At 45.4% G+C, this 21946-nt stretch carries 12 protein-coding genes; 5 read left to right on the forward strand and 7 right to left on the reverse strand.

Translation table 11 applies throughout. The features are described from left to right. The first annotated feature begins 70 nt into the window (after positions 1–70). Positions 71–2776 carry a DNA ligase D gene (gene ligD, locus DQQ10_RS19920; RefSeq protein ID WP_112748685.1) on the forward strand — a complete coding sequence of 902 codons (2706 nt, stop codon included), beginning with the start codon at positions 71–73 and terminating at the stop codon, positions 2774–2776. Between the two features lie 28 nt (positions 2777–2804). Here the strand turns inward: ligD and DQQ10_RS19925 are convergent, their stop codons facing one another. Beyond that, on the reverse strand, positions 2805–3401 hold the full coding sequence (locus DQQ10_RS19925; protein WP_112748686.1) for a 3-keto-disaccharide hydrolase: 597 nt from the start codon (positions 3399–3401) through the stop codon (positions 2805–2807). Between the two features lie 133 nt (positions 3402–3534). On the opposite strand from DQQ10_RS19925, the gene DQQ10_RS19930 reads away from it, so the two are divergent. Both DQQ10_RS19930 and DQQ10_RS19935 read left to right on the forward strand, forming a co-directional pair. Continuing rightward, positions 3535–4743 (forward strand): sugar MFS transporter, encoded by a 1209-nt coding sequence (locus DQQ10_RS19930; RefSeq protein WP_112748687.1) that lies wholly within the window; start codon positions 3535–3537, stop codon positions 4741–4743. A gap of 24 nt (positions 4744–4767) precedes the next feature. Next, on the forward strand, positions 4768–5871 hold the full coding sequence (locus DQQ10_RS19935) for an ROK family protein (RefSeq protein ID WP_221409758.1): 1104 nt from the start codon (positions 4768–4770) through the stop codon (positions 5869–5871). Here DQQ10_RS19935 and DQQ10_RS19940 read toward each other — a convergent pair whose 3' ends face one another. After that, a complete protein-coding gene (locus DQQ10_RS19940) occupies positions 5872–6900 on the reverse strand; it encodes a LacI family DNA-binding transcriptional regulator (RefSeq protein WP_112748689.1) in 1029 nt (342 codons plus the stop codon). A 164-nt stretch (positions 6901–7064) separates the two neighbouring features. On the opposite strand from DQQ10_RS19940, the gene DQQ10_RS19945 reads away from it, so the two are divergent. Continuing rightward, positions 7065–8429, forward strand: a complete 1365-nt coding sequence (locus DQQ10_RS19945) for an MFS transporter (RefSeq protein WP_112748690.1) — start codon at positions 7065–7067, stop codon at positions 8427–8429. A gap of 61 nt (positions 8430–8490) precedes the next feature. Here DQQ10_RS19945 and DQQ10_RS19950 read toward each other — a convergent pair whose 3' ends face one another. Further along, positions 8491–9261 carry an AMP nucleosidase gene (locus DQQ10_RS19950; RefSeq protein WP_112748691.1) on the reverse strand — a complete coding sequence of 257 codons (771 nt, stop codon included), beginning with the start codon at positions 9259–9261 and terminating at the stop codon, positions 8491–8493. A 118-nt stretch (positions 9262–9379) separates the two neighbouring features. Here DQQ10_RS19950 and DQQ10_RS19955 point away from each other — a divergent pair, with 118 nt between their 5' ends. After that, positions 9380–9832 (forward strand): type I restriction enzyme HsdR N-terminal domain-containing protein, encoded by a 453-nt coding sequence (locus DQQ10_RS19955; RefSeq protein ID WP_112748692.1) that lies wholly within the window; start codon positions 9380–9382, stop codon positions 9830–9832. Positions 9833–9870: 38 nt separating this feature from the next. Here the strand turns inward: DQQ10_RS19955 and DQQ10_RS19960 are convergent, their stop codons facing one another. The 4 genes from DQQ10_RS19960 to DQQ10_RS19975 are packed head-to-tail and all read right to left on the reverse strand — an operon-like array spanning position 9871 to position 21944. Then, entirely contained in the window at positions 9871–16461 is a 6591-nt protein-coding gene (locus DQQ10_RS19960) for a PKD domain-containing protein (RefSeq protein ID WP_112748693.1), read from the reverse strand. A gap of 7 nt (positions 16462–16468) precedes the next feature. Next, a complete protein-coding gene (locus DQQ10_RS19965; protein WP_112748694.1) occupies positions 16469–17764 on the reverse strand; it encodes a hypothetical protein in 1296 nt (431 codons plus the stop codon). Then, positions 17761–18789 (reverse strand): porin family protein, encoded by a 1029-nt coding sequence (locus tag DQQ10_RS19970; RefSeq protein WP_112748695.1) that lies wholly within the window; start codon positions 18787–18789, stop codon positions 17761–17763. The genes DQQ10_RS19965 and DQQ10_RS19970 overlap by 4 nt, the downstream gene beginning before the upstream one ends. A gap of 5 nt (positions 18790–18794) precedes the next feature. Then, on the reverse strand, positions 18795–21944 hold the full coding sequence (locus DQQ10_RS19975) for an nSTAND1 domain-containing NTPase (RefSeq protein WP_112748696.1): 3150 nt from the start codon (positions 21942–21944) through the stop codon (positions 18795–18797). Between the last annotated feature and the right edge of the window lie 2 nt (positions 21945–21946).

Below are 21946 nucleotides of genomic sequence, written 5' to 3' on the forward strand. Positions count from 1 at the left end.
AGCATGCTGCCTTGCTGGTTTGATGCGCGTGGCACGAGATTAGAAATTGCTATATAAAATCTTGAAAGCTATGGCACTGTCGAAGTATAAGAAGAAAAGAAGTTTTAAGAGCACGCCCGAACCAGTAGGCGGGAAGCCATTGAAAAAGACGTTGCGTTTTGTTGTGCAGAAGCATGATGCTTCACACCTGCACTACGACTTTAGATTGGAGATGGAGGGTGTGTTGAAAAGCTGGGCAGTGCCGAAAGGCCCGTCGATGGATACGAAGACAAAACGCCTCGCGATGATGGTCGAGGATCATCCGTATGATTATGGAACGTTCGAAGGCATAATACCTGAAGGCAACTACGGTGCAGGAACCGTGATGTTATGGGATGAAGGTACCTACGAATCGGTGGCTACTACAGGCGAAGATAAACTCACGCAAGACAAAGATTTACGAAAGCAACTTCGGCAAGGTAAACTGAAATTTACATTGCATGGCAAAAAATTGAATGGACAGTTCGCCTTAGTGAAGTCAAGTGGTAGGGGGGAGAACGCATGGCTGCTGATGAAACTTAAAGATGATTTTGCTTCGTCGGAAGAAATTCTTGACAAAGATAAATCTGTCCTATCAAGGAAGACAATCGAGCAATTAAGCAAGGTTGTAACAAAGTCGAAAGAGAAGAAGCCAACCAACGGAAGTCGTAAGCCCTTGAAGCGTACAACGGCGAAGAAAAAGTCCGCGCCTACGGAGGCTAAAATTCCGAAGAAGTCGACTACGCGAAAAAAATCGGACACTACTATTCAAGCTCTCCTCGATAAAGCCAAGAAAACAAGCTTCCCAAAGAAACTTGCACCGATGTTGGCAACGCTTGTAGAGAAGCCTATCAATACAGCTGGGTGGCAATACGAGATTAAGTGGGATGGATATCGCGCCATTGGATTTGTAGATGGCGCGCATTCTGAATTGCGGTCCCGTAATGATAAGTCGTTCAACGAAAAGTTTTATCCAATTTATCAAGGCATTGCAGACTGGAACGTGTCTGCCGTCGTCGATGGTGAAATTGTAGTGTTGAACGATAAAGGACTTTCTGATTTTAATGCACTGCAAAATTGGCGAAGCGAGGCCGATGGTGAACTCTTCTATTATTTGTTCGATCTCTTATGGTACGATGGCCACGACTTAACGGCGTTGCCCATGCACGAACGTCGCGCAATTCTGAAGTCGATTGTTCCCGAGAACGGAAGTATTCGCTATAGTGAAAATTTTGATACGACGGGCGATGAGTTCTATGCACTTGCCGGTAAGATGGGATTGGAGGGTATTGTTGCTAAGTTAGCCGATAGCGAATATCATCCTGGACAGCGTTCACGGGAGTGGCTAAAGATCAAAACAAACAAAAGACAAGAGGTTGTGATTGGCGGCTTTACCAACAACGACGATTCAAGTAAAGTGTTTAGCTCCCTTCTTGTAGGCGTTTACGATAATGGCCGATTGCAATATACCGGCAAAGTGGGGACAGGTTTTTCAGATAAGACACAACGCGAAATGATGAAGCAATTCAAGCCGCTCATCTCGAAGTCTTGTCCCTTTACCGAAGCACCGGACGTAAACAAACCCTCGCGTTTTCGCCCCGATCCACCCCACGCAAAGGCTACGTGGTTGAAACCAGAATTGGTTTGTGAAGTAAGCTATACAGAGCTCACAAATGATGGTGTGATGCGTCATCCGTCATTTGAAGGGATGCGCATCGATAAAAAAGCTGAACAGGTGGTGGCAGAAGTAGAAACGCCCGTTGCGGAGATAGCGGAAAGTGAGAGTCCGCTCCATCGTCAAAAGATTTTGAAGAAGTCAGAGACGAAATCCAGGCACACGTTACTCAATCCGAGTGAAGAAACGCAAGTGAAGAAGATCAACGCGCACGAAATAAAATTCACAAACCTGAGCAAAATATATTGGCCAGATAAGAAAGTGACGAAGCGCGATATGCTCAATTACTATTATCAAATGGCACCGATCATCCTGCCCTACTTGAAGGATCGTCCACAGTCACTCAACAGGTTTCCGAACGGTATTAAGGGAATGAGTTTCTACCAAAAAGATGTTACCGGAAAGGTTCCTGATTGGGTTGAGCAATACTTATATCACAGCGAAGGAGAGAAGCAAGACAAACATTTTATGGTTGCGACCAATGAAGCCAGCGTACTCTATATGGCTACCTTGGGATGCATTGAAATGAATCCATGGAGCAGTACTGTTCATAAGCCTGATCATCCTGATTGGTGTGTCATTGATCTAGATCCAGCGAAGAACAATTTCGACAAGGTGATCGAGGCAGCATTGGTCACTAAACAAGTATTGGATGGTTTAGCAGTGCCTTCGTATTGTAAGACCAGCGGATCTACCGGGCTACATATCTATATCCCGTTCAACGCAAAATATACCTATGAACAGTCGAAGGAATTCGCACGGGTAGTAGTGACAATGGTAAATGCAGAACTTCCGCGGACAACAAGTATTGAGCGCACCGTCTCTAAGCGTGGCGGAAAAATCTATTTGGACTTTTTACAGAATAGACCACAGGCAACACTTGCTGCAGCGTATTCCTTGCGACCTAAGCCAGGTGCGCCGGTGTCGATGCCGTTGACGTGGGATGAGGTGAAACCTGGTTTAAAGATTACCGACTTTACTATTTTCAATGCAGTCGATCGCGTGAAAGAAACAGGAGACCTTTTTAAGCCAGTACTTGGAAAGGGGATAAGCCTTGAGAAAGCTGTGAAGCAATTTGAATAAGTACTTCACAGCATTCTACTCTTTGTTATTAGAGGAGCTTTACAAAAATATCTTTGTACAACACTTTACTTTTTGGATCGTGACCTTGCAACGCGAAGGTACCAGATGATAATTTTCCGTTTTCACCTTCGGTATATTCGTTCACTACTTTATCATTGATTTTGATAGTGATCTTTTTGCCAACTACAATGATGTGATAGGTAAACCACTCATTGTCCTTGTGTGCTGCTTCTTTTACATCTTGCACAGCATACAAGCTTGCTGTTTTGCGCCAGTCAGACTGAGTAGCATTCACTTGTGCTTCGTAACCTTTGGCTGGCCAACCTTCTTCCTGATAGGTCGTGTGAAAAAAGATCCCTGAATTCGATCCCGGCGTAGTCATCACCTTGGCTTTGAATTCAAAGTTTGTGAAATTGTGATTGCCAACACTGCCCATATAGAACAAATGCGCACGGTCACCGAAGGCTTGAATGGCGCCATCTTGGATTGTGAAAGTCCCGGGACGTTCCGCAGCTTTCCAGCCGTCAAAAGATTTGCCGTCGAATAGGCTGATCCAGCCGTCTTGTGCCTGTGTGACCTGCATCGTCAAGAATAGCAACACGAACGATAGAAGGTAGTTTTTCATAGTCAAATAATGTTAGGTATGATTGATTTCAATGGCTGCAATGTAAAAACAATTGGTCATCGAATACTACCGCTTGTATTATTTTGAATTTATGTTAGATTTGCTAAATCGATTTACTAAATTTGCCCCCTTTATGGCCAGTACGACCTCGCTGACAGAACGAAAGTATATTGTACCGTTCATTTTTGTAACCTCCCTGTTCATGCTGTGGGGGATTGCCATCACCCTCGGAGAAGCTCTCAATCGGAACTTTCAGAATGTTCTTAAAATAAAACCATCCGAATCTGCGCTCGTGCAGTTCTCTATTTTTGGAGCATATGCTGTCATGGCTATTCCAGCTGGACTGTTTATGAAACGCTTCGGCTATAAGTATGGTGCTGTATTTGGTCTGTTGCTTTATGCCGTCGGTGCCTTTATGTTTATCCCATCAGCCAATGCAGGATCATTTCTGTTTTTTAGAATCTCTTTGTTTGTATTGGCTTGTGGCTTGGCTACGCTTGAGACCGTAGCGCACCCGTTTATTGCGTCCATGGGCCATCAAGACACAAGTGATCAGCGCATAAACTTTGCGCAATCGTTTAATGGGTTAGGAACCGTCATTGGGCCTTTACTCGGTGGGCTTATTATATTGGAGGGCACTGCGCAGGAGCAAAGTCTCGAGAGTGTCAAAATATTATACACTGTCATCGGAAGTGTGATCTTTGTGTTAGCCATTAGTTTTGCGTTTGTAAAGGTCCCTGCGCTAACAGATCATCATGACGCAGTCGATGATAAGGTCGCTGCAAAATCTCATGGAAGTCTATGGCAACATAAACACTTTATATGGGCAGCCATTGCGCAGTTCTTCAACGTCGCAGCACAAGGTGGTACGTGGGCGTTCTTTATCAATTATGGCGCGCAAACGCAAGGCCTTCCTGATGAGCAGGCATCTTACTATTTCGGATTAAGTGCCGCGCTCATGATGGTCGGGCGATTTTTAGGAACGTTCCTCATGCGCTTCATTCCGCCGAATAAGTTGCTGGCGATTGCAGCGTTTATGAATATTGTAATGTGCATCATTGTCGCGCAGAATTTTGGCTGGCCATCTTTCATCGCACTTATTCTAATCAACTTCTTCTTCAGTATCATGTTTCCGACCATCTTTAGTCTCGGCTTAAAGAATTTGGGACCACATACAAAGCAAGCATCATCCTATATCGTCATGGGCGTAGTAGGAGGTGCAATATTTCCATTTTTAATGGGGCTCATCGCCGATCATGATATTGCAGCAGCATATTACTTGCCCATTATCTGTTACGTTGTGATTATGTTGTTTGGATGGAGATTGTATAAACCGAGATAGTCAACAGCAGAAATTTATATCGTCGTGAATATTTTAGATGACAAACGAATTGTAATGACCCTGGATGCAGGGGGGACGAATTTTGTATTTTCAGCATTGTCGGGAGGAAAGGAAGTCGTAAATTCAATTCATCATCCTTCCAATGCACATGATCTGGATCTTTGTCTTCGAACGTTGATCAAAGGATTTGAAGAAGTGAAAGCCAAATTGCCGCAGCCTCCCGTTGCGATTAGTTTCGCGTTCCCTGGTCCTGCGGATTATAAAAATGGCATCATCGGAAAACTTCCAAACCTACCGGCATTTAATAAAAGTAATGGTGTTGCGCTGGGTCCCATGTTGGAAGATCATTTTAAGCTTCCTGTTTTTATCGGTAATGATGGAGACCTTTTCACGTTAGCAGAATCTGCGGCGGGTGTCGTTCCCTTCATCAATGAACAACTCGCGGCACATGGTGTGAATAAAGCATACAAGAACCTTTTTGGGATCACGCTCGGCACTGGCTTCGGCGCGGGTATGGTGATCAATAACAGGCTCAACGAGGGCGATAATGGATCAGCTAGTGAAGTATGGCTCACGCGAAATTTCAGAAATACGAACTGGTATTCAGAATGCAGCGTCGGTGTAAGACCGGTGTTAAATCACTATCAAAAGTTTAGCGGCAGAGATGATGCATCATTAACACCAAAGGATATTCATGATATTGCTTTAGGGAATTTAGAAGGCGATCAACAAGCTGCCTTGCTGGCGTTTCGTGAGATGGCGTTGGTGATAGCCGAATCATTGTGCAATGCGATCACCCTGATCGATGGCTTAATCGTGATTGGTGGAGGTTTAGCAGGTGCTTTCGACTTGATTGCTCCCGATATCATTCTTGCTATGAATGGAACAATTTGTAAGACCGATGGAACAGAAATTCCGCGATTGATCCAACGTGTCTATAACCTTGAAGATCCTCATCAGCTTGAACAATTTCTTGCCTATCGAGGCGTGGAGATAGAAGTACCATTTTCCAAGAGAAAAGTGTTTTATGCGGAAGAAAAGCGAATCGGTATTTGTAAAACCAAACTAGGCACTAGCCAGGCCGTTGCATTGGGTGCATATGTACACGCACTGCAGCACCTGTCGTAACTATTTTCGTTTACTCGACTCCCGCACGATAATCGCAGTTCCGAGCACAATCTCATGCTGTACTTTTTTCTGACGCGATGATGTCGGCTTTTCAATATTGTCAAGTAACGTGTTGATCAATGTTGTCGACATCTCGGCGATGGGTTGTGGTATCGCTGTGATCGAAGGTGTATGAATTCGGAATAGGTCAGTATCATCAAAAGATACCATGCCAACGTCTTTTGGAATGGACATTTTCAAACCCTTCAGTGCTTCGAGGCCACAGATGCCAAGATATCCAGTAGCAAAGAATACAGCATCCAATGACGTTGTTCTAAGGTAAGTCGTAATTTGTTCGATGTAGTCTTCTGCATGAAGGGAATAGTTCATCTTCAGCATGTGCTTGGAAAGCTTTGCTTCTTTGATCGCCTTCTCGTATCCCTTACCGCGGCTGACCATCTGTGGTTGATCTGAGTCCAACGTAATAAAAGCAATCTTCTTAAATCCATTTTCGATCAAATGACGTGTTCCCTCGATCGTACTCTTTTCATTGTTGATCATGACATAACTTAAAGGTATGTCTTTGAAATTACGGTCGAATAGGATAATCTGCTTTCCTTCATTATACAATTTTTCGACATCGTCTTCAGCATTATCGGGTGCCGTGATGATGTAGCCGTCCACACGCAATTGGTTGAACATGCGCAAATATTCCTGCGTCCTCTTTTTGTCGTTTTCGGTGCTGCAATAAATGATCTTATAACCGCGCAAGAAGGCTTCGTCTTCAATGTGTTTAGCAACACCCGAGAAGAATGGATCAGAGATGTCCTCTACCATCAGACCAATGATGCCTGTTCTTCCAGTACGAAGGCTTTGTGCTGCCTGACTTGGCGTATAGCCAACTTTATCGACCAGATTTTGTACTTTCTTCGTGAGCTCTTCACTGATGCGCTTTTCTTTTGCCTTCCCATTCAGAATGAACGAAACCGTGGTTTTGGAAATATTGAGCTTGGCTGCGATATCGTTGATGGAAAGTTTTCCTTTTTTCATATAACAACATTAGTAAAAAAGCCTGTACGAATAAACATCGGATGTCAATTCGTCCGGATGCGGACCTGCGGGCAAAACCCTGCCCTTGGGATAGAAAGTATTCACGCTACGGATGTCTGATTTGCCGCGCGAATGCATACCTTGTATGTTCAAAATACTGTGCTATGAGCGGCGTAACGGTAGACGCACCGACTAATGACTCCCAACCACTAAGCAATCCGAGAACGGTACGCGGTTGGTATATGTATGACTGGGCTAATTCAGTTTATAACCTTGTCATTACGACAACATTTTTTCCAATATACTTTGTGGCGATCACGAAGTCGAGCTATGGTGAAAAGGTACCGTTCCTAGGAAGAACTTTCAAAGGGACATCGCTTTACGATTATGCCCTTGCTTTTGCGTATCTGGCCATTGCAATACTACTTCCGATCTTGTCGTCGATCGCTGATTCGCGGGGGAATAAAAAAATCTTCATGCAATTTTTCTGTTACCTCGGCGGCTTTGCATGCATGGGATTGTATTGGTTCGACGGATCGCCTGAATCTCCTCCGAGTGTTGAGTGGGGATTGATTTGTTTCATTCTGGCCGCCATCGGTTATATCGGTAGTTTAGTATTCTATAACTCTTATCTCCCGGAGATCGCGGCGAAAGCGGATCAGGATCGCGTCAGCGCAAAGGGTTATGCAATGGGATACATCGGTAGCGTGATCCTTCAAATTGTAGGCTTCGCATTGGTGGTGTTTGTAGATTCGAAAGCAGGTTCTCTGTTGACGTTTCTGCTTGTCGGCATCTGGTGGATCGGCTTCGCGCAGATTACGTTTTTTACATTGCCCAAGACCCGTAGTACCGGCGTGAAATTCCAGACCAGTGCATTCACCGCAGGATTCCGTGAACTCCGAAAAGTAAGTCGCGAGATTGATGCACAGCCTGTATTGAAATGGTATTTGCTAGCATTCTTCTTCTACAGTATGGGCGTACAAACCGTAATGCTCGCCGCTACATTGTTTGGTGCTGATGTACTCGGATTACCCGATACAAACCTTATCGTCACCGTGGTACTGATTCAACTTGTGGCAATAGGAGGGGCAATGGTGATGAGTAGGCTATCGCACCGTTTTGGTAATCTAAAAGTGTTGATGGGCGTGATTGTGTTTTGGATTTTCATTTGTATCGCTGCTTATCTCGTCGCGCATTTGAAAGAGACGACGCAACAAAACGTAGAATATTATTTCTATGCATTGGCAATCGGTGTGGGGTTGGTGATGGGCGGAATTCAATCGCTCAGCAGAAGTACGTATAGTAAGCTTATGCCTGCCACGGAAGACACTGCTTCATATTTTAGCTTTTATGATGTAGCTGAAAAAATAGCGATTGTCATCGGCATCTTCGCGTTTGGATACATCGACGAACTCTTCGGTATGAAAAATTCAGTATTGTCGCTTATTGTGTTCTTCGTGATTGGATTGATCGGATTACGAATCGCCAGGAAGAAACAAAAGCGTGCGTTGGCAACCGGTAACGCATAGCCAAACCGCGAAGATGAGATGTTTAGTCTCTACCTCCTGGATCGCGTTCGCTACGGTATGTTTAGTATTGAAGATGTTTTACGGTGATTCCGTTGTTGATCAACTGCTTGAGTGAATCGATACCAATTTTTAAGTGTAGGTCAACAAACCGTTGTGTAACGGATAAATCACTCACTTCTGTTTTTACACCATCAGGCACCATGGGTTGGTCTGATACGAGCAGTAGTGCTCCCGTTGGAATTTTGTTATAGAAAGCCGTCGAAAAGATTGTTGCTGTTTCCATGTCGATAGCTTGCGCACGAATTTTTCGTAAGTAAGCCTTAAACTCTTCATCCCATTCCCAAACACGTCTGTTGGTTGTATAGACAGTTCCGGTCCAATAATCTTGGCCGTAGTCTCGGATTGTTGTTGAAATAGCTTTCTGCAAAGCAAAAGAGGGCAGGGCAGGCACTTCAGGAGGAAAGTAATCATTCGAAGTACCTTCACCACGGATAGCAGCAATTGGAAGAATCAAGTCACCAAGATCGTTTTTCTTTTTTAGTCCGCCGCACTTGCCGAGAAACAACGCTGCTTTCGGTTGTATCGCGCTCAAACAATCCATCACGGTGGCGGCATTGGGGCTACCCATACCAAAATTAATGATGGTGATACCTTCTGCCGTCGCACAGCGCATGGGTTTGTCAACGCCGATAATGGGTACGTTGTGCAGCTGCGCAAACATTTTTACATAGTTATCGAAGTTGGTTAAAATGATATATTCTCCGAATTGATTTAAGGGTTGTCCGGTGTAACGCGGGAGCCAGTTCTCCACAATTTCCTGTTTCGTCTTCATAATGATGTTACTTTGATCTTTAAAAAATCGGATGGGTTCCGGTAAAGATTCTGTTTATGAGTTTATAATATAGTATTCTTGCACGTAATTTCCATTGCTTTTTTGAAGTCCTTTCACAATGATCAAGTTGAACCTCCCTGAGTATGCCTATAAGCTTTCTAAAGTAGAGGGAAGGATTATGATCTTCGATCCACTTCGAAAGAAACATCTGGTGTTGACGCCGGAGGAATGGGTTCGCCAGCATTTTGTAAACTACCTCGTTACGGAATTAAAATATCCCAAAGCATTAATTCGGTTGGAGGGAGGTCTGTCGTACAACCAGTTGCAAAAGCGATCGGATATCGTTGTTTTCGATCGTGATGCTAAACCATGGATGGTCATTGAATGTAAAGCTCCTGATCAGATTCTGAGCAATGAAACACTGCACCAAGCTTCTACCTATAACGCAACGTTGCGCGCAAAGTTCCTCGTTGTTACCAATGGGCTTTCTCATTTTTTCTTTTCTACCGATTGGTCATCTGGCGTTGTTCAGTCGCTGAATGATCTACCCACTTATCCGGGGTCTTTATAAAAAAAGAAGGCTATTCGAATTGAACAGCCTTCTTGTTATTAATCGTTAGTGATCACTACTTTTCGTCGTAGTAATTCTCCTTTGTCTGACAATATCTGCAAGATGTAAACCCCAGACGCGAGCTCTTTCGTTTCAATCGTCTTCAGGCGTTCTCCTGTTCTAAATTGGTTTACGTAAACTTCACGACCAAAGTTGTCAACTAAATTTACAGGCATTGCGCGTTTTGGTTTTTCAACAAGTTCAATGTTAAGCTTTCCACGTGCAGGTACAGGATAGATACTGACAAGGTCGCCAAACGTTGGCTCGATGTCTGTGATTATCGCAGGGCTAATCGGAGTATCTTCGAGTTGCGCTTGCCAAACATCTTTACGCCCGTCTCTGTCAATATTTTGGTTCTGCACGAACGCGACAACGGCCATCTCAGAAATATCACTGAACATTTGATCCGTGATCGTGATGGTTTCACTAAACGTGGCCGGTACGCCGACGGCCATCGGGAATGCAAGTCTTTTTCCGACTGCGCTCGGTAACATCTTCCGGAGTACATAACGATATTGCGTCTCGCCGTTATCGCCTGTGAGCGACGGATCGTCTAATACTTTTTCAACCAGTGCGATGTACAACGCGATAGGTTCGTCGGTGTCGATATTTTCTAGTGCAGTAACGGTTACATCGATTTTATATTGACCGTTCGCAACATTTGAAGTCACGATGTCTAACGAGATCGGTGATGATCGCAAACTTCTCAAGTTAAATTCGTCTTCGAACGCCGGCTTCAGATTGGTTGCTGCAGGGATCGCATTAAACGTACCCATCAGGATACCATCTTGCGTACTGGTTACGTTTTGCGTAATACCATAGAACGCGGCGCGTGCATTGTTATCAGCTTTGTTTAACTCGTTTACCGGATCTGCTCCGAAACCTGCCGGAACGATATGATATTCTAATGGTACAAATTCCGTTGGCGACAAATAGGTGCCCAGGTTTCTATAGATCGTATTGTGATTAACCGTTTCTGGCTTAGAGTTGTTCGTGAAGTTTTCAACAAGAATTAGTCTGTTCTTCTCAACGATGTTCACGTTGTTGAAAGCGAACCCTTCGGATTCTGTATCCTGATCACTTGCAAACTTAATGCGGAAGCGAACGTTGTCTCTATCCGCCATCGGTATACCACTTAGGGAGTGGAATCCGGCCTGTACCGTCGTGTCTCTTCCGGTCCATCCAAAAACGTTACCGAGTGCGTTGATAGGGTTCGGAACGTTGTACCACTCAAGCCCTGTTTCCGGTGTTCCTAATTTTGTCCAGGTCACGCCGCTATTGGTAGAGTACTCGATGATGGCGCCGTCACGACCATTCTGTACGTCGTGCATGTAGTTCAATGAAATCAATGGTCGTGCAAATCCTGTGATGTCAAAGCAAGGGCTGTTCACATAAGACACGTCGTTTGGTTTATACGCCGTCGAAGCTCCTGTTACCCAAGCGCTATCGGCCCACTGCATGGATGTTCCTGCAGGTACGTTGAATTCCCACGTTGATGTCGAATCGACCGTCGTTTCAATTTGCCAATACCCGCTCTCATTACCAGGCATTGCTGTTTTCATTAAGTATGGAGCCCCTGACGTTGGAGCAAGCTTTACCAATATCGGTACAACCTTTCTCACCGTGTCAACGCAGCCGATAGACGTCGTTCCAACGATCGTTACATTGTATGTTCCTGGTGCAGCGTACACGTGGCCAGGATGCTTATAGGTAGCTTGCGTAGCGTCACCCGATAAGATTGGCGTAGCGTCACCAAAATTCCAGCTGATATTATCAAGTGGTGGTGAGCTTGTGTGTGCGAACAGCGTGTTATCGCCATCACAAATACGTTGGTACTTCACATCAATGGTTGGGTTGAAGCCCACGAATAAGTTGATGAATGATGAGTTCGTACATGTCGTATTTCCGGGAAGTGTCGTCGACTTCACCAAGAGCTTCACGGTAAATGTTCTACTCTCGTCGAAGATGTGTGTTACCGTACTGTCAGTGCCATGCACGGAGCCGTCACCGAAGTCCCAATCCCACGTTGCAATATTTGTACGTGAACCTTTGAATGTAATCGTATCGCCTGCACATTGACCGATATTCGTGATGTCGGCATCTGGCGGTTGGTTGATAATAAGATCTATCTTTTGCGTAGCACTTTCACATCCATCACTGAACTGAGTAGCGAAGAAAGAAACTGTTTTTGGACTTCCAGTACCCTCTGATGAGGCATCATACACTGGACCGTTACCCAGGAATGTTGTTTTACTTGCGTTGTTGTACCATGCAAACTCATTACCTGTGCCACTTGTTTTGATATAGAGTGGTTGTGTGTCGCCCACGCAATAACCGAATGAAGCCGGTGTTGCTGTTGGCGGATCTGGCGTTTCATTCACACGAACAGAATCTGCAATAGATGCTGTACAGTTCTTGTTGTCGGTAAAGGTGTATGTGATGACGAACTTGGTTCCTTCCAGTGCAGGACTTGGCGTAAAGGTACCGCCGTTATTATTGGCACCACCGTCTGTAACACCAGGGCCGCTGAATGAACCGTCGACTTGGTTACCGGTAAGCGTCACGATAGTTGAATTAGCACAATATTCACCAGTAGCATTGAGTCCTTCAAAATCTACTTCAGCGAGTTGATTGAGCTTAACTGGTTCTTGTGAATAGATTAGCGAAGAACATGTGTTCGATGTGTTCTCAACACAGCCAATACTTTTTACAAAGAAACCAACGTATATATCTGTGACTGTACCGAATTTTGAATTCAGTGTCGATGCCATGCTAGGCCTGAATGAAGTAATCTTGTAGCTGAAGATGTCAACGAAACCGTAGCCGCTCCATACGCCACTAACATTCACCGCCGTGGTGAAGCTGAAGGTGTTGTTATCTATTTTGTTGATCGTATACCAATCGTTGATGACGTTCGATACGCCGTTTCCAGATAAGCCTTGAAGATATATTCGAACCGTTGCACCGGTGCTGAGCCCGTGGTTAGGGACTGTCGCGGTAACGACGTTGTTCAAGAAAGTCACACCCGTGACCTGCGGATTCTGGATGTAGATGTAGCCGTATCCACCTGAGTAAACGCCTGCAGCAGGGTTGAGGTAGCTGATCGTAAATGTATTGGTCGTTACGTTAGCGATCGTGTAGTAAGTCGATTCATCACCTGTCGGATATGGGATGCTAAACACAACATTCCAATTGGCATCATAAACATAATATCCGAGGTAGAGTTTTGAGCCTGCTGTAAAGCCGTGGTTAGGTGAAGTGATTGTAATCGTACCAGAACCGTTGTTATTTACGGCGCTAATGGTTTTGTTCGACGGAATAGAAATAGAATACTCATTCGTGAAAGTGTACCCAAACTCTTTCCAATAGGTCGGATTAGTCGGAGGCTCATGCGCGATCGTTGTTGGGGTTACGCATTGGAAGGCATCACCATTGTAATTTACCCTACTTCCTGCGATATAGAATGCGCTAGCATCCCAGTTTGCATAATATTTTGCCGGACTGTAGCGATCCTTCGGTACACTAAGAGACTTTGTGTTGTCGTCGTTCTCGCAATATTCAGTCAACAATCCAGAGATTGATGTCGCGTACACCGTGAATACTTTCGTCCTCGTTACTTTACAACCGGTGCTTGTTACGCGCGTTGTAAAAGAGATGTTGTAGTTATTACCTACACCCACAGACGAAGGTGAGAACACATAGGCATTCTGCGTATTCGATCGCGATACACCATTACCTTGAAATACTGGATATGACGACGCAGGATTCGATGGCGATGGCTTCAGGATAACACCGAACACCGTATAACTAAATTGGGTTTCTTCAGGTACAACAGGCGTCTGTCCTGGGAAAGCCGCAACTTCAAAATCAAAAGCAGCCGCTGAAGGGTTTGTTAAATTAATAGTACCATGTGACATCGCATTAACCTCTGCGTTGCCCACCATCACTGCGCCAGCGTCGAGTACAGTTACGTCTCCGCCTGCAGTGCCCGTGTAGGTCGAATCTGGCATCACTTCTAATCCTTTGATGGTAATGGCATCTTTCACCACGTCAGTCGTTCCGGTAATGTTATAACGGAATCTGAAAATGTTACTTCCGACATAGTGGTTAGCGGTAGCACCCAATGAGACAATCGTTACTTCATTTCCTGTTTCAGTAATCGTTGGTGCTTTTGCTGTGTTGAAAATAAATCCAGGAGGAAGCTCAAACATGTAGTAGCCGCCACTTGCGAAATCGCCGCGATCTTGTTCTTGAAATTTAATGGTGCCAAGCGAATCATATGTTTTTAATCCAAAGCATATATCGCGGTTGAATACACCACCTGTGTAGCCGTTTGTAATCAGTACGCCGGGGCTGTTAACGGTGATCGGTGTTGTGTCGGTGAAGAGATCATCACCTGCGGGGTCGTCACTCGCTGTTAACGTATAAGTTCCTGCGGCATCGATCGCCAATGTATTGAACGTATACACACCTGCAGAGCCGGCCTTTAACGCACCACCTGTAAGTGTACCCGATCCACCGGATGCGAATATGCCAACCGTTTGTGAAAAGTCTTTGTCAATGTTGCCATGGAAATCTTGAGCCGATACAGTTGCCGTGAAGGTGGCGCCCGGCGCAATAGTTGACACGATGGAAGGATCGATCACGAGTCTTCCGGCAATAACAGTGATGTCATTGTCGGTAGCATTCGTCTTGATTGTTCCAAAAGGTGCGATGCCACTCCCTTGCGTTGTGTCGGCAACAGCATCTTTAAGCTCAACTGTAATGCGGTCTCCGTCTGTGACATTAGGTTGAAAAGAAACGTTCAGTGTATACGTGCGATTTCCGTTATCACCCGCATCAGCGTTGGGCGGCGTTAAGTTGAATGTGATTTGATTAGCGCTAATCACGTCTGATACCTTTGCGCGTACGAGTGGCGCAGTCGTACCATTTACAAAAAGTGCTACGGAGTCAAGGTTGTGGTGGTCTTCAAATTCAAAAGTAAGCGACGTTACTTTTGTAGCACGCATGTCAGGATCGCTATCAGCAACTTGTATCGCGAAAACACGCTCACCCATACCGCTGTTATTGAGTGCACCTTGGTATACATAGTCGGTGCTATCGAGGGAAGACTGTCCGTCGTCAGATACTGTGACAACACTCGACATCGCATACAAGAACTTAAAATTAGCACTGGTAATCGCAGCAGGAACGCTTGCTGTTCCATCCATCGTGATATCAGCGCTCGTCAATTCAAGTTGCAACTTATTGCCGCGGATAGCCGAAATGTCGTTCGCTATATCCGCTACCACGAAGTAATAACGCGTTGTGGTCGTGATCGTTTGTGAAAGGTTAGTGATCACGATCTTGTCTGTATTGCTGAGGTCTACGGAATAACCACTTGGGTCGGTGATTTCAACATCGGCACCTCCGAAGGTTGCATTTGTTGATTCGTATAGTTTGATGCTAGAGAAATAGTCATCTAAGTCTGTTACTGTCGGAGAGATAGGAAACTCAATCGCTGTGATTGTGGCACTTCCATTAGAGGTTGCCGAAAATCCAAGGATCGCTTGGTCTTGCGTTCCTTCAATCAGTGGAGAAGTTGCAACGCCGCCGGTAATGGATGCGAATGTTGTGGTGAGCGACGCGATCGCTGTAGGGCCTTGCGTAAAGGTAAGCCCCGAAGTAGCACCCACGTCTGCGGTGGCAGCATCGAGTTCCACCGAGAAATTTTGCGCACCCGCAGCTGGAGCAACATCTGCAATTAAAAAGAAATACGTTCCACTACCACTGATAGACTGCCCCAAATTCGTGAACTCAACCGTAGTGCCGTTTAAGGTAGACGGTGTCGCACCCAACGGAGCGCCTCCAGAATAAGTAGCTGAAGCACCGTTGTTGACGATCTGAAATCCCGATAATGAACCGGTTTGTGGATTAATGGTAGAGAAATCAAATTTCACGCTCTCCAATGATTGCGTTCCATTTGTCTCTACTCTAAATCCGATGATAGCTTGATTGTTGGAACCCGCTGATAGGGATGCCGGCACACCGCCAGTAGCTTGCGTGAATTCAGCATTCAACGCTTCGAATTCCATGTTCGTTCGAACAACACTAAAAACGTTTTCGGTGCCCGCACTGAATGTCGTGTTTGCATCGTACAAGGTAAAAGTCACGGAAGGGATACCGGCTAATGTAGTTGGAACGCCTGGCTTTACAGTAGCAACGAGGTAAAAATTTCTTGTTTCAGCGCCGCCGCCAAAAGCAAATATGTTGCTTGGATTTCCGGTAAACGTAATATCGTTTGTATTCAGTGCTACTGTTGCATTGGTGTTACTTCCTGCTCCCAACGTTGTTGCTGAAGAAAAAAGTTGTACACTGCTAAAAACACTGTTCGGATCTGTAGCGCCTGTGCCAACAAAGAAGCTCGTCAGGTTTGTCGCCCCACCACCAGTCTTACTCACTGTAAATGCGAAAACGACATTATTAGAAGATCCTGCGATCAATGGTGATGGTGTTTCAGCCGCTGATAAGTGACTAACCGAAATAGTCTGTGCCCCTGCAATGCCAACGCTTCCAAGTAATAGCAATAGATTTAGTAAAAACTTCCTCATATCCTTCTTAATCTTTTAATTCACCATTAGCGGTTGTCTTGATCATAAAGATTGACGACAATCCTGATACGTTGTTCGATCCGCAGATTAATAATCCACCGTCAGCCATCTCGCGAATGCTGCTCACGGTTTCGTCTCCTGCACCGCCCAATATTTTATTCCAAATAATTTCACCTTGTGATGTCACTTTGATAAGCAGAATATCTTTTCCGCCATTTCCGCGATTCGGTGTTGTGAGCATCGAGCCAGCCAATACGAATCCGCCGTCGGAAGTAGCAATAATCGCGTCACCCGTGTCATCGCTAGAAGACGCACTGGCTGCAACGTCGTCGTTGTTTGCCAGCAAGGATTCGCCATCAAAGTAGCGTTCACTCCCTTGAATGATATCGCCATTTTGACTAACACGAACGAAGAACAAATTTCCATTCGCACCGGCCGGTGTTGCATAAGATCCTACGACACCGTAGATGTTTCCCGCAGAGGGTTGGATATCTTTTGGATATAGTTGTTGATCGGTCTGCTCTCCATACTGCGAAAAGTTTTCGAACGTGGAATTCTCAGGAATGAGTGGTACGCCGATATAGGAGCGTGCAAAATTTCCGCTCTCTTTCAAGAGTGCTGTTGCCCAAATAATTTTTCCATCAGGATTAATGTGAACGGCGCGCGAATTAACATAATCGCGATCGAGAACTTCGTATCGCTTCACCCAATTGGTGTCCAGTGACACAGGGTCGAGGGAAACTAGAAAAGGTTTTTCCGTTGCACTCGCGGCGGCCGCCTTGAATGTTCCGAGAACAATAACATCGCCATCGGCATTGGTTGTAAGCGAACTTCCAAAGACGTCGGTGATGTTTTGGTTTCTGGGGTCTGCGATCACAATCTTTTTCATAATGTTCCCGCTTGCATTAAGCTTGAACAATCGGGTAGAGGAAACAATCAAATCAAAGACGGAACCGTCGCCTGACTCGATGTTCACTTTGATACTATCGCCAAGGACGTAGTAACCGTCCGTCGTTATTTTTAGTGCTTTGGCACTTCCATCAGGCAAAACAATATCTTGACCAAGACGTTCACCGCGGTCATTGGTGCGGATAATGACGGTGTTGAAGTTTCCGTTCGCCAACTCTTCATTCCCAAGAATAAGATAGCCGTCTTCGTAAGGTTCGGCCTGTACACCTGATAAATTATGAGGTGCTTCGTAAAAACGGATAAAAGTGTTCCGCTTGGCTGGCGTGGCGTCTTCGATGTTTTGACACGCCCAGCAACACAATGCCGCCACTATTAAAAGTAACCGAGAACTCATTTTCTTTTATTCAGTTTTTTAGGATTGAAAATGTTGTAGACATAACCAGCGGTGATCGAAAGAGAATTCACCTTGTAAATGCTATCGGCGTAGCCGTATGCGAAAGCAAGATCACTATTGGCAAAGGCGCCTTCAGAATTGTTTACATTCAGAAGGCCGTAGCTAAACCGAACTTCTGTAATCACAAATCCACCACCCAATTCGAAACGTGCTCCTGCCGAAGCGATGGCGCTCACGTTGAGCGATTCACGTTGTGGTTTTAACTCAAATGACTTCTCTTCGATGAACTGATATCCCTGGCGTGTTCTGCTGCCGTCAAGCTTCGCGCCTAACAAGAAGTCTCCTTGTATACCCAACGCAAGGAAGGGTTTGAATTTTATTCGGCTAAACTGGTAATGAATAGATATCGGAAGCGATACCCATGTTTGTTTCTCCGTAGCGTCAGTAGTAAACGTCGTGTCCAAGAATGTTACCGCATTGGTGTAACTGAAGTTTCGCTGAAGTAATCCGAGCTCAACGTTCAAGTCGAAATTGTTCTTGAGTGGTATCTCCGCTACGACATGTGCTTGAATACCGATTTTATATTTGTATTCACTTTTGCCATCATTCGCTTCAACACTTTCTGTAACGTTAGGGCTCGTAGCATTGACGCCAATCTTACCACCAATTCGATATACTGGTTTTGTTCGGAAGGTCTTATATAAGGCAACAAACTCCGCTGGGTCTGTCGATGTATTGATTTCGAAATAATGATCGGTACGGAGCAAGTTTAACATCGCCTCATTCGCTTTCTCTGGTTCTTCCAAATAAATGTAAGAGAGCGTGAGCAACTTGTAGGCGGCGACTTTTTCTTGTTTGTTAAAGCCGCTGTTAATACAGTTTTGCAAAAGTACAGGCACTTCGTGTAGGCGTCCTTGCTCATAGGTAGATTGTGCCAGACGAAGTGTTTGTGCACAGGACGTCAATTGACCATATCCCTTGGCAGCCAGTAACGATAGGAGAGAGGCGAGTAAAAATCTTTTCATGCAGATCAATTATTGTTTGCCGGTAGCGATGAGCATGTAGACTCATAAGGAAGGTCATCACCGACGAAGATTTCCCATTCCTCCTTGTTGATGTTTCGTTTTACTTTTTCACAAAGGATACCCGACATCGTTGGAATCTTTGTTGGCCAAGCACGGATCGTGTGCTCAACACCTTTTACCGTTTCGGTAGCACTGTGCACGCTTGCTAAAAGTTGTTCATCGTCGGGGGTGAAAGCTACGCTCCATACCCAATCTTTATGATCGCTCAATACCATGGGCTGTTCTTTCAAGCGATTCAAATTCCACAGGCGAACGGTTTTGTCTTTACTCGCGGTAGCCATGAAAGATCCGGCATGATTAAACACAATCTGTTCGATCGCCGATGTATGACCCGAAAGTGTTCTGATGACCATGCCGCTCTGGCTGTCATAGATCTTCACGATACCGGTAGCGTCACCAACGATAATTCGTCTCCCTTCCGGTGCAAACGTAACGGAGGTGAGATATTCTCCCATACTCTTAATCTCTGTGACAGCATAGTTATTCTTGACGTCCCAAAGGTATAAACTGCCGTCTTCACCAGCGCCAGCAAGTCTACCGCCGTCAGCGCTCAAATGGATTGCATTGATTTTAACTTCGGAGTGAATCACTTCTTTGCTCGTGTTCAGATCCGAGTAGCGAATGCTTCTACCCGAGTTATCACGTGCGAAGAATCCTTTATTGTCTGGTGTGAAGTTTAAGTTCTCAATGCCGAACGAAAAACCTTCGATCCGCTTGGGTGAACTCATCGCATTGAAATTGTATAGCTCGACGAAGTTATTTACCTCGCTACCGCCACTCAATCCCGCTGCGACAAGGTAATTCCCGTCTGGACTGATATCGATCGTATAGTATTGGTAGTCGTTGCTATTCACAATAACCTCCGACTTCCAGTGTTGACCTTCTCCTTTCCAACGGATAATTTTTCCATCGCTACCCGCAGAGTAGAGTTCATTTGTTGCTTTACGCGCAACGATCGCGCGTGCTGCACCTTTTGCATGGGCTTCAAGGCTTAGCGTTAATGGATGGTCAAATTTCTTTAGAGCAGTATAGAGTCCGTTGTAAATGTCATTGTCATATACGTACCCTTGATGCTCTGAATTAAATTTGAACGCTTGTTGTGCGATGAGTGCTTCTTGTTCTGAATCATTCAACTCGCGCGATTTAACCGCCATCGCTTTTGCTTGTGCGATGTAGCGTTGACGAAGTGCTTCTTGAGCGTTCTTGATGGCAATCTGTTCTTGCTCTTTTGCACGCGCTTCATTGTTTTGCGCACGTAACGCGTTTTGTTTTGCTTCTTCCGCATTACGTCTCGCTTCGGCAGCGTTCTTTTTAGCAAGTTCGGCGTTAGCGATCGCGGCTTTCTCTGCAGCTTCGGCAAGTTCACGTTGTTTTGCTTCGGCAAGTTGGGCTTCTTCAGCAGCATTCTTCGCTGCTTCTGCGGCTAACTGAGCCTGTTCGGCGGCCTTTTGAGCAACGACAGCTTTATCTCGATCACGCTTCGCTTCGGCTTCTGAAGACTGTGCACGTTTTAATAATGTATCAGCCTGCGCTTTTTGATAGAACGCATACAACAAGAAACAAAGACAAATAACAACAGCTGATGCCAAGACGAGCGCTACAACGCGGGCACGCCTAAGTTTTCGCTTCTGCTCAAGTTCTTTTACACGCTGCTCCGTTTCCCATTCTTTCTTGGAATATTCAAGGAAGATAATGGTACGCTCGAACGCGGGATGATAACGTTGTCCCCAAACCAAAGTAGGTTTATGTTTCGCTTGCCAGTTCAGCGCAAGTTGCAAATCCGGTGGTCTCCACAAACCAGCTTTTCCCACTTGGTGCATCGAGGCAGCTTCTGCAAGACGGGAATACATCTGCACCGCATCGGCTTCATCATCAACCCAATTTTTTAATCGTACCCAAATACGCATCAAACTCTCGTGGGATATATCGATCATCGACTTTGAGTTGATCGGCAATCCATATCCTGGTGTCAAGAGTGATCTGCTGGGATCGCGAAACTTGTCGAGTACAGCAATGACTTCTTCTTCCGATACATCAGCGATAGCAGCTACTTCATTGAGCTTTGTCGGCCGACGGATACCAAAGTTTTCACCGCGTTTTTCGGTAATCGCTTTGAACATCATCTCGCAGACACGTTTCTGGTCTTCGTTGAGTTCGTCATACGCCTCGTTCGCGTGCATCGACAACGCTTCCGACATTGTACCGATCGCCTCATAATGTTTGAGGTCTACAGGCTCGTCGTCGAAATCTTTATAGTTAGCCCAATAGTTCCACGTACGCATCAGCGCGTGCTGAAGGATTGGCAACTGATCAGGATTATCGCCGAGGTCGTTGAGAAGCTGTTGTGTAAGTCTTGAAGAAATATTCGCGCCACCTACCGCTACAGGGCCTTCGATTGCCTTGCGCTTTTGGTCGCGTGTTAATTGTGGAATCAAGTAGTGACTGTCATTGATCTTACGCGTCAACTCTGGGAACTGTGCGCAATCGCCAATAAAGTCAGAACGCATTGTGATGGCAACATAGATCGGCGCATCAGGATAATTCACCGCTTCCATCAAAAGGTTTACGAAGGCAAGTGTCTCGTTGATTGAGTTTGCATCATGACCTTCCTTGAAGCGGAAAAGCTCTTCAAACTGATCGACTAAGATCAGGTAGTTTACGTCATTGTCTTTTCTTGTTTGTTCAATCGCCTCAACCAATCCCAATGAACTACTGCGTAGTAATGTCGAGAAGATTGTTCGCTTTATTTTTTTCTCTTCGGTGTCGGACTGATTATACTCATCATTATTTTTTAACAGTGCCTCTGCGAGGTTGTCGATGGGACCACCGCCAGGTCTTGTCACCACTACTTCCCAATTCGGCGAAGCGTCCGTGAGGAACCCTCCATAAAGAATGGGCATTACGCCGCAATAAATAAACGATGACTTACCGCTACCGCTAGGACCGATTACGCCGACGAATCGGTTCTTGGAAAGCTTGAGGAGGACTTCATCGCTCTGTCCTTCACGGCCGAAGAAAAGGTGGCTTTCTTCTATCTTGAATGGTCGCAGTCCTGGGAAGGGGTTTGCAACGAGGTTATCAATTACCACACTCATGG

This window comes from Pseudochryseolinea flava (assembly GCF_003286915.1).
Lineage (GTDB): Bacteria > Bacteroidota > Bacteroidia > Cytophagales > Cyclobacteriaceae > Ohtaekwangia > Ohtaekwangia flava.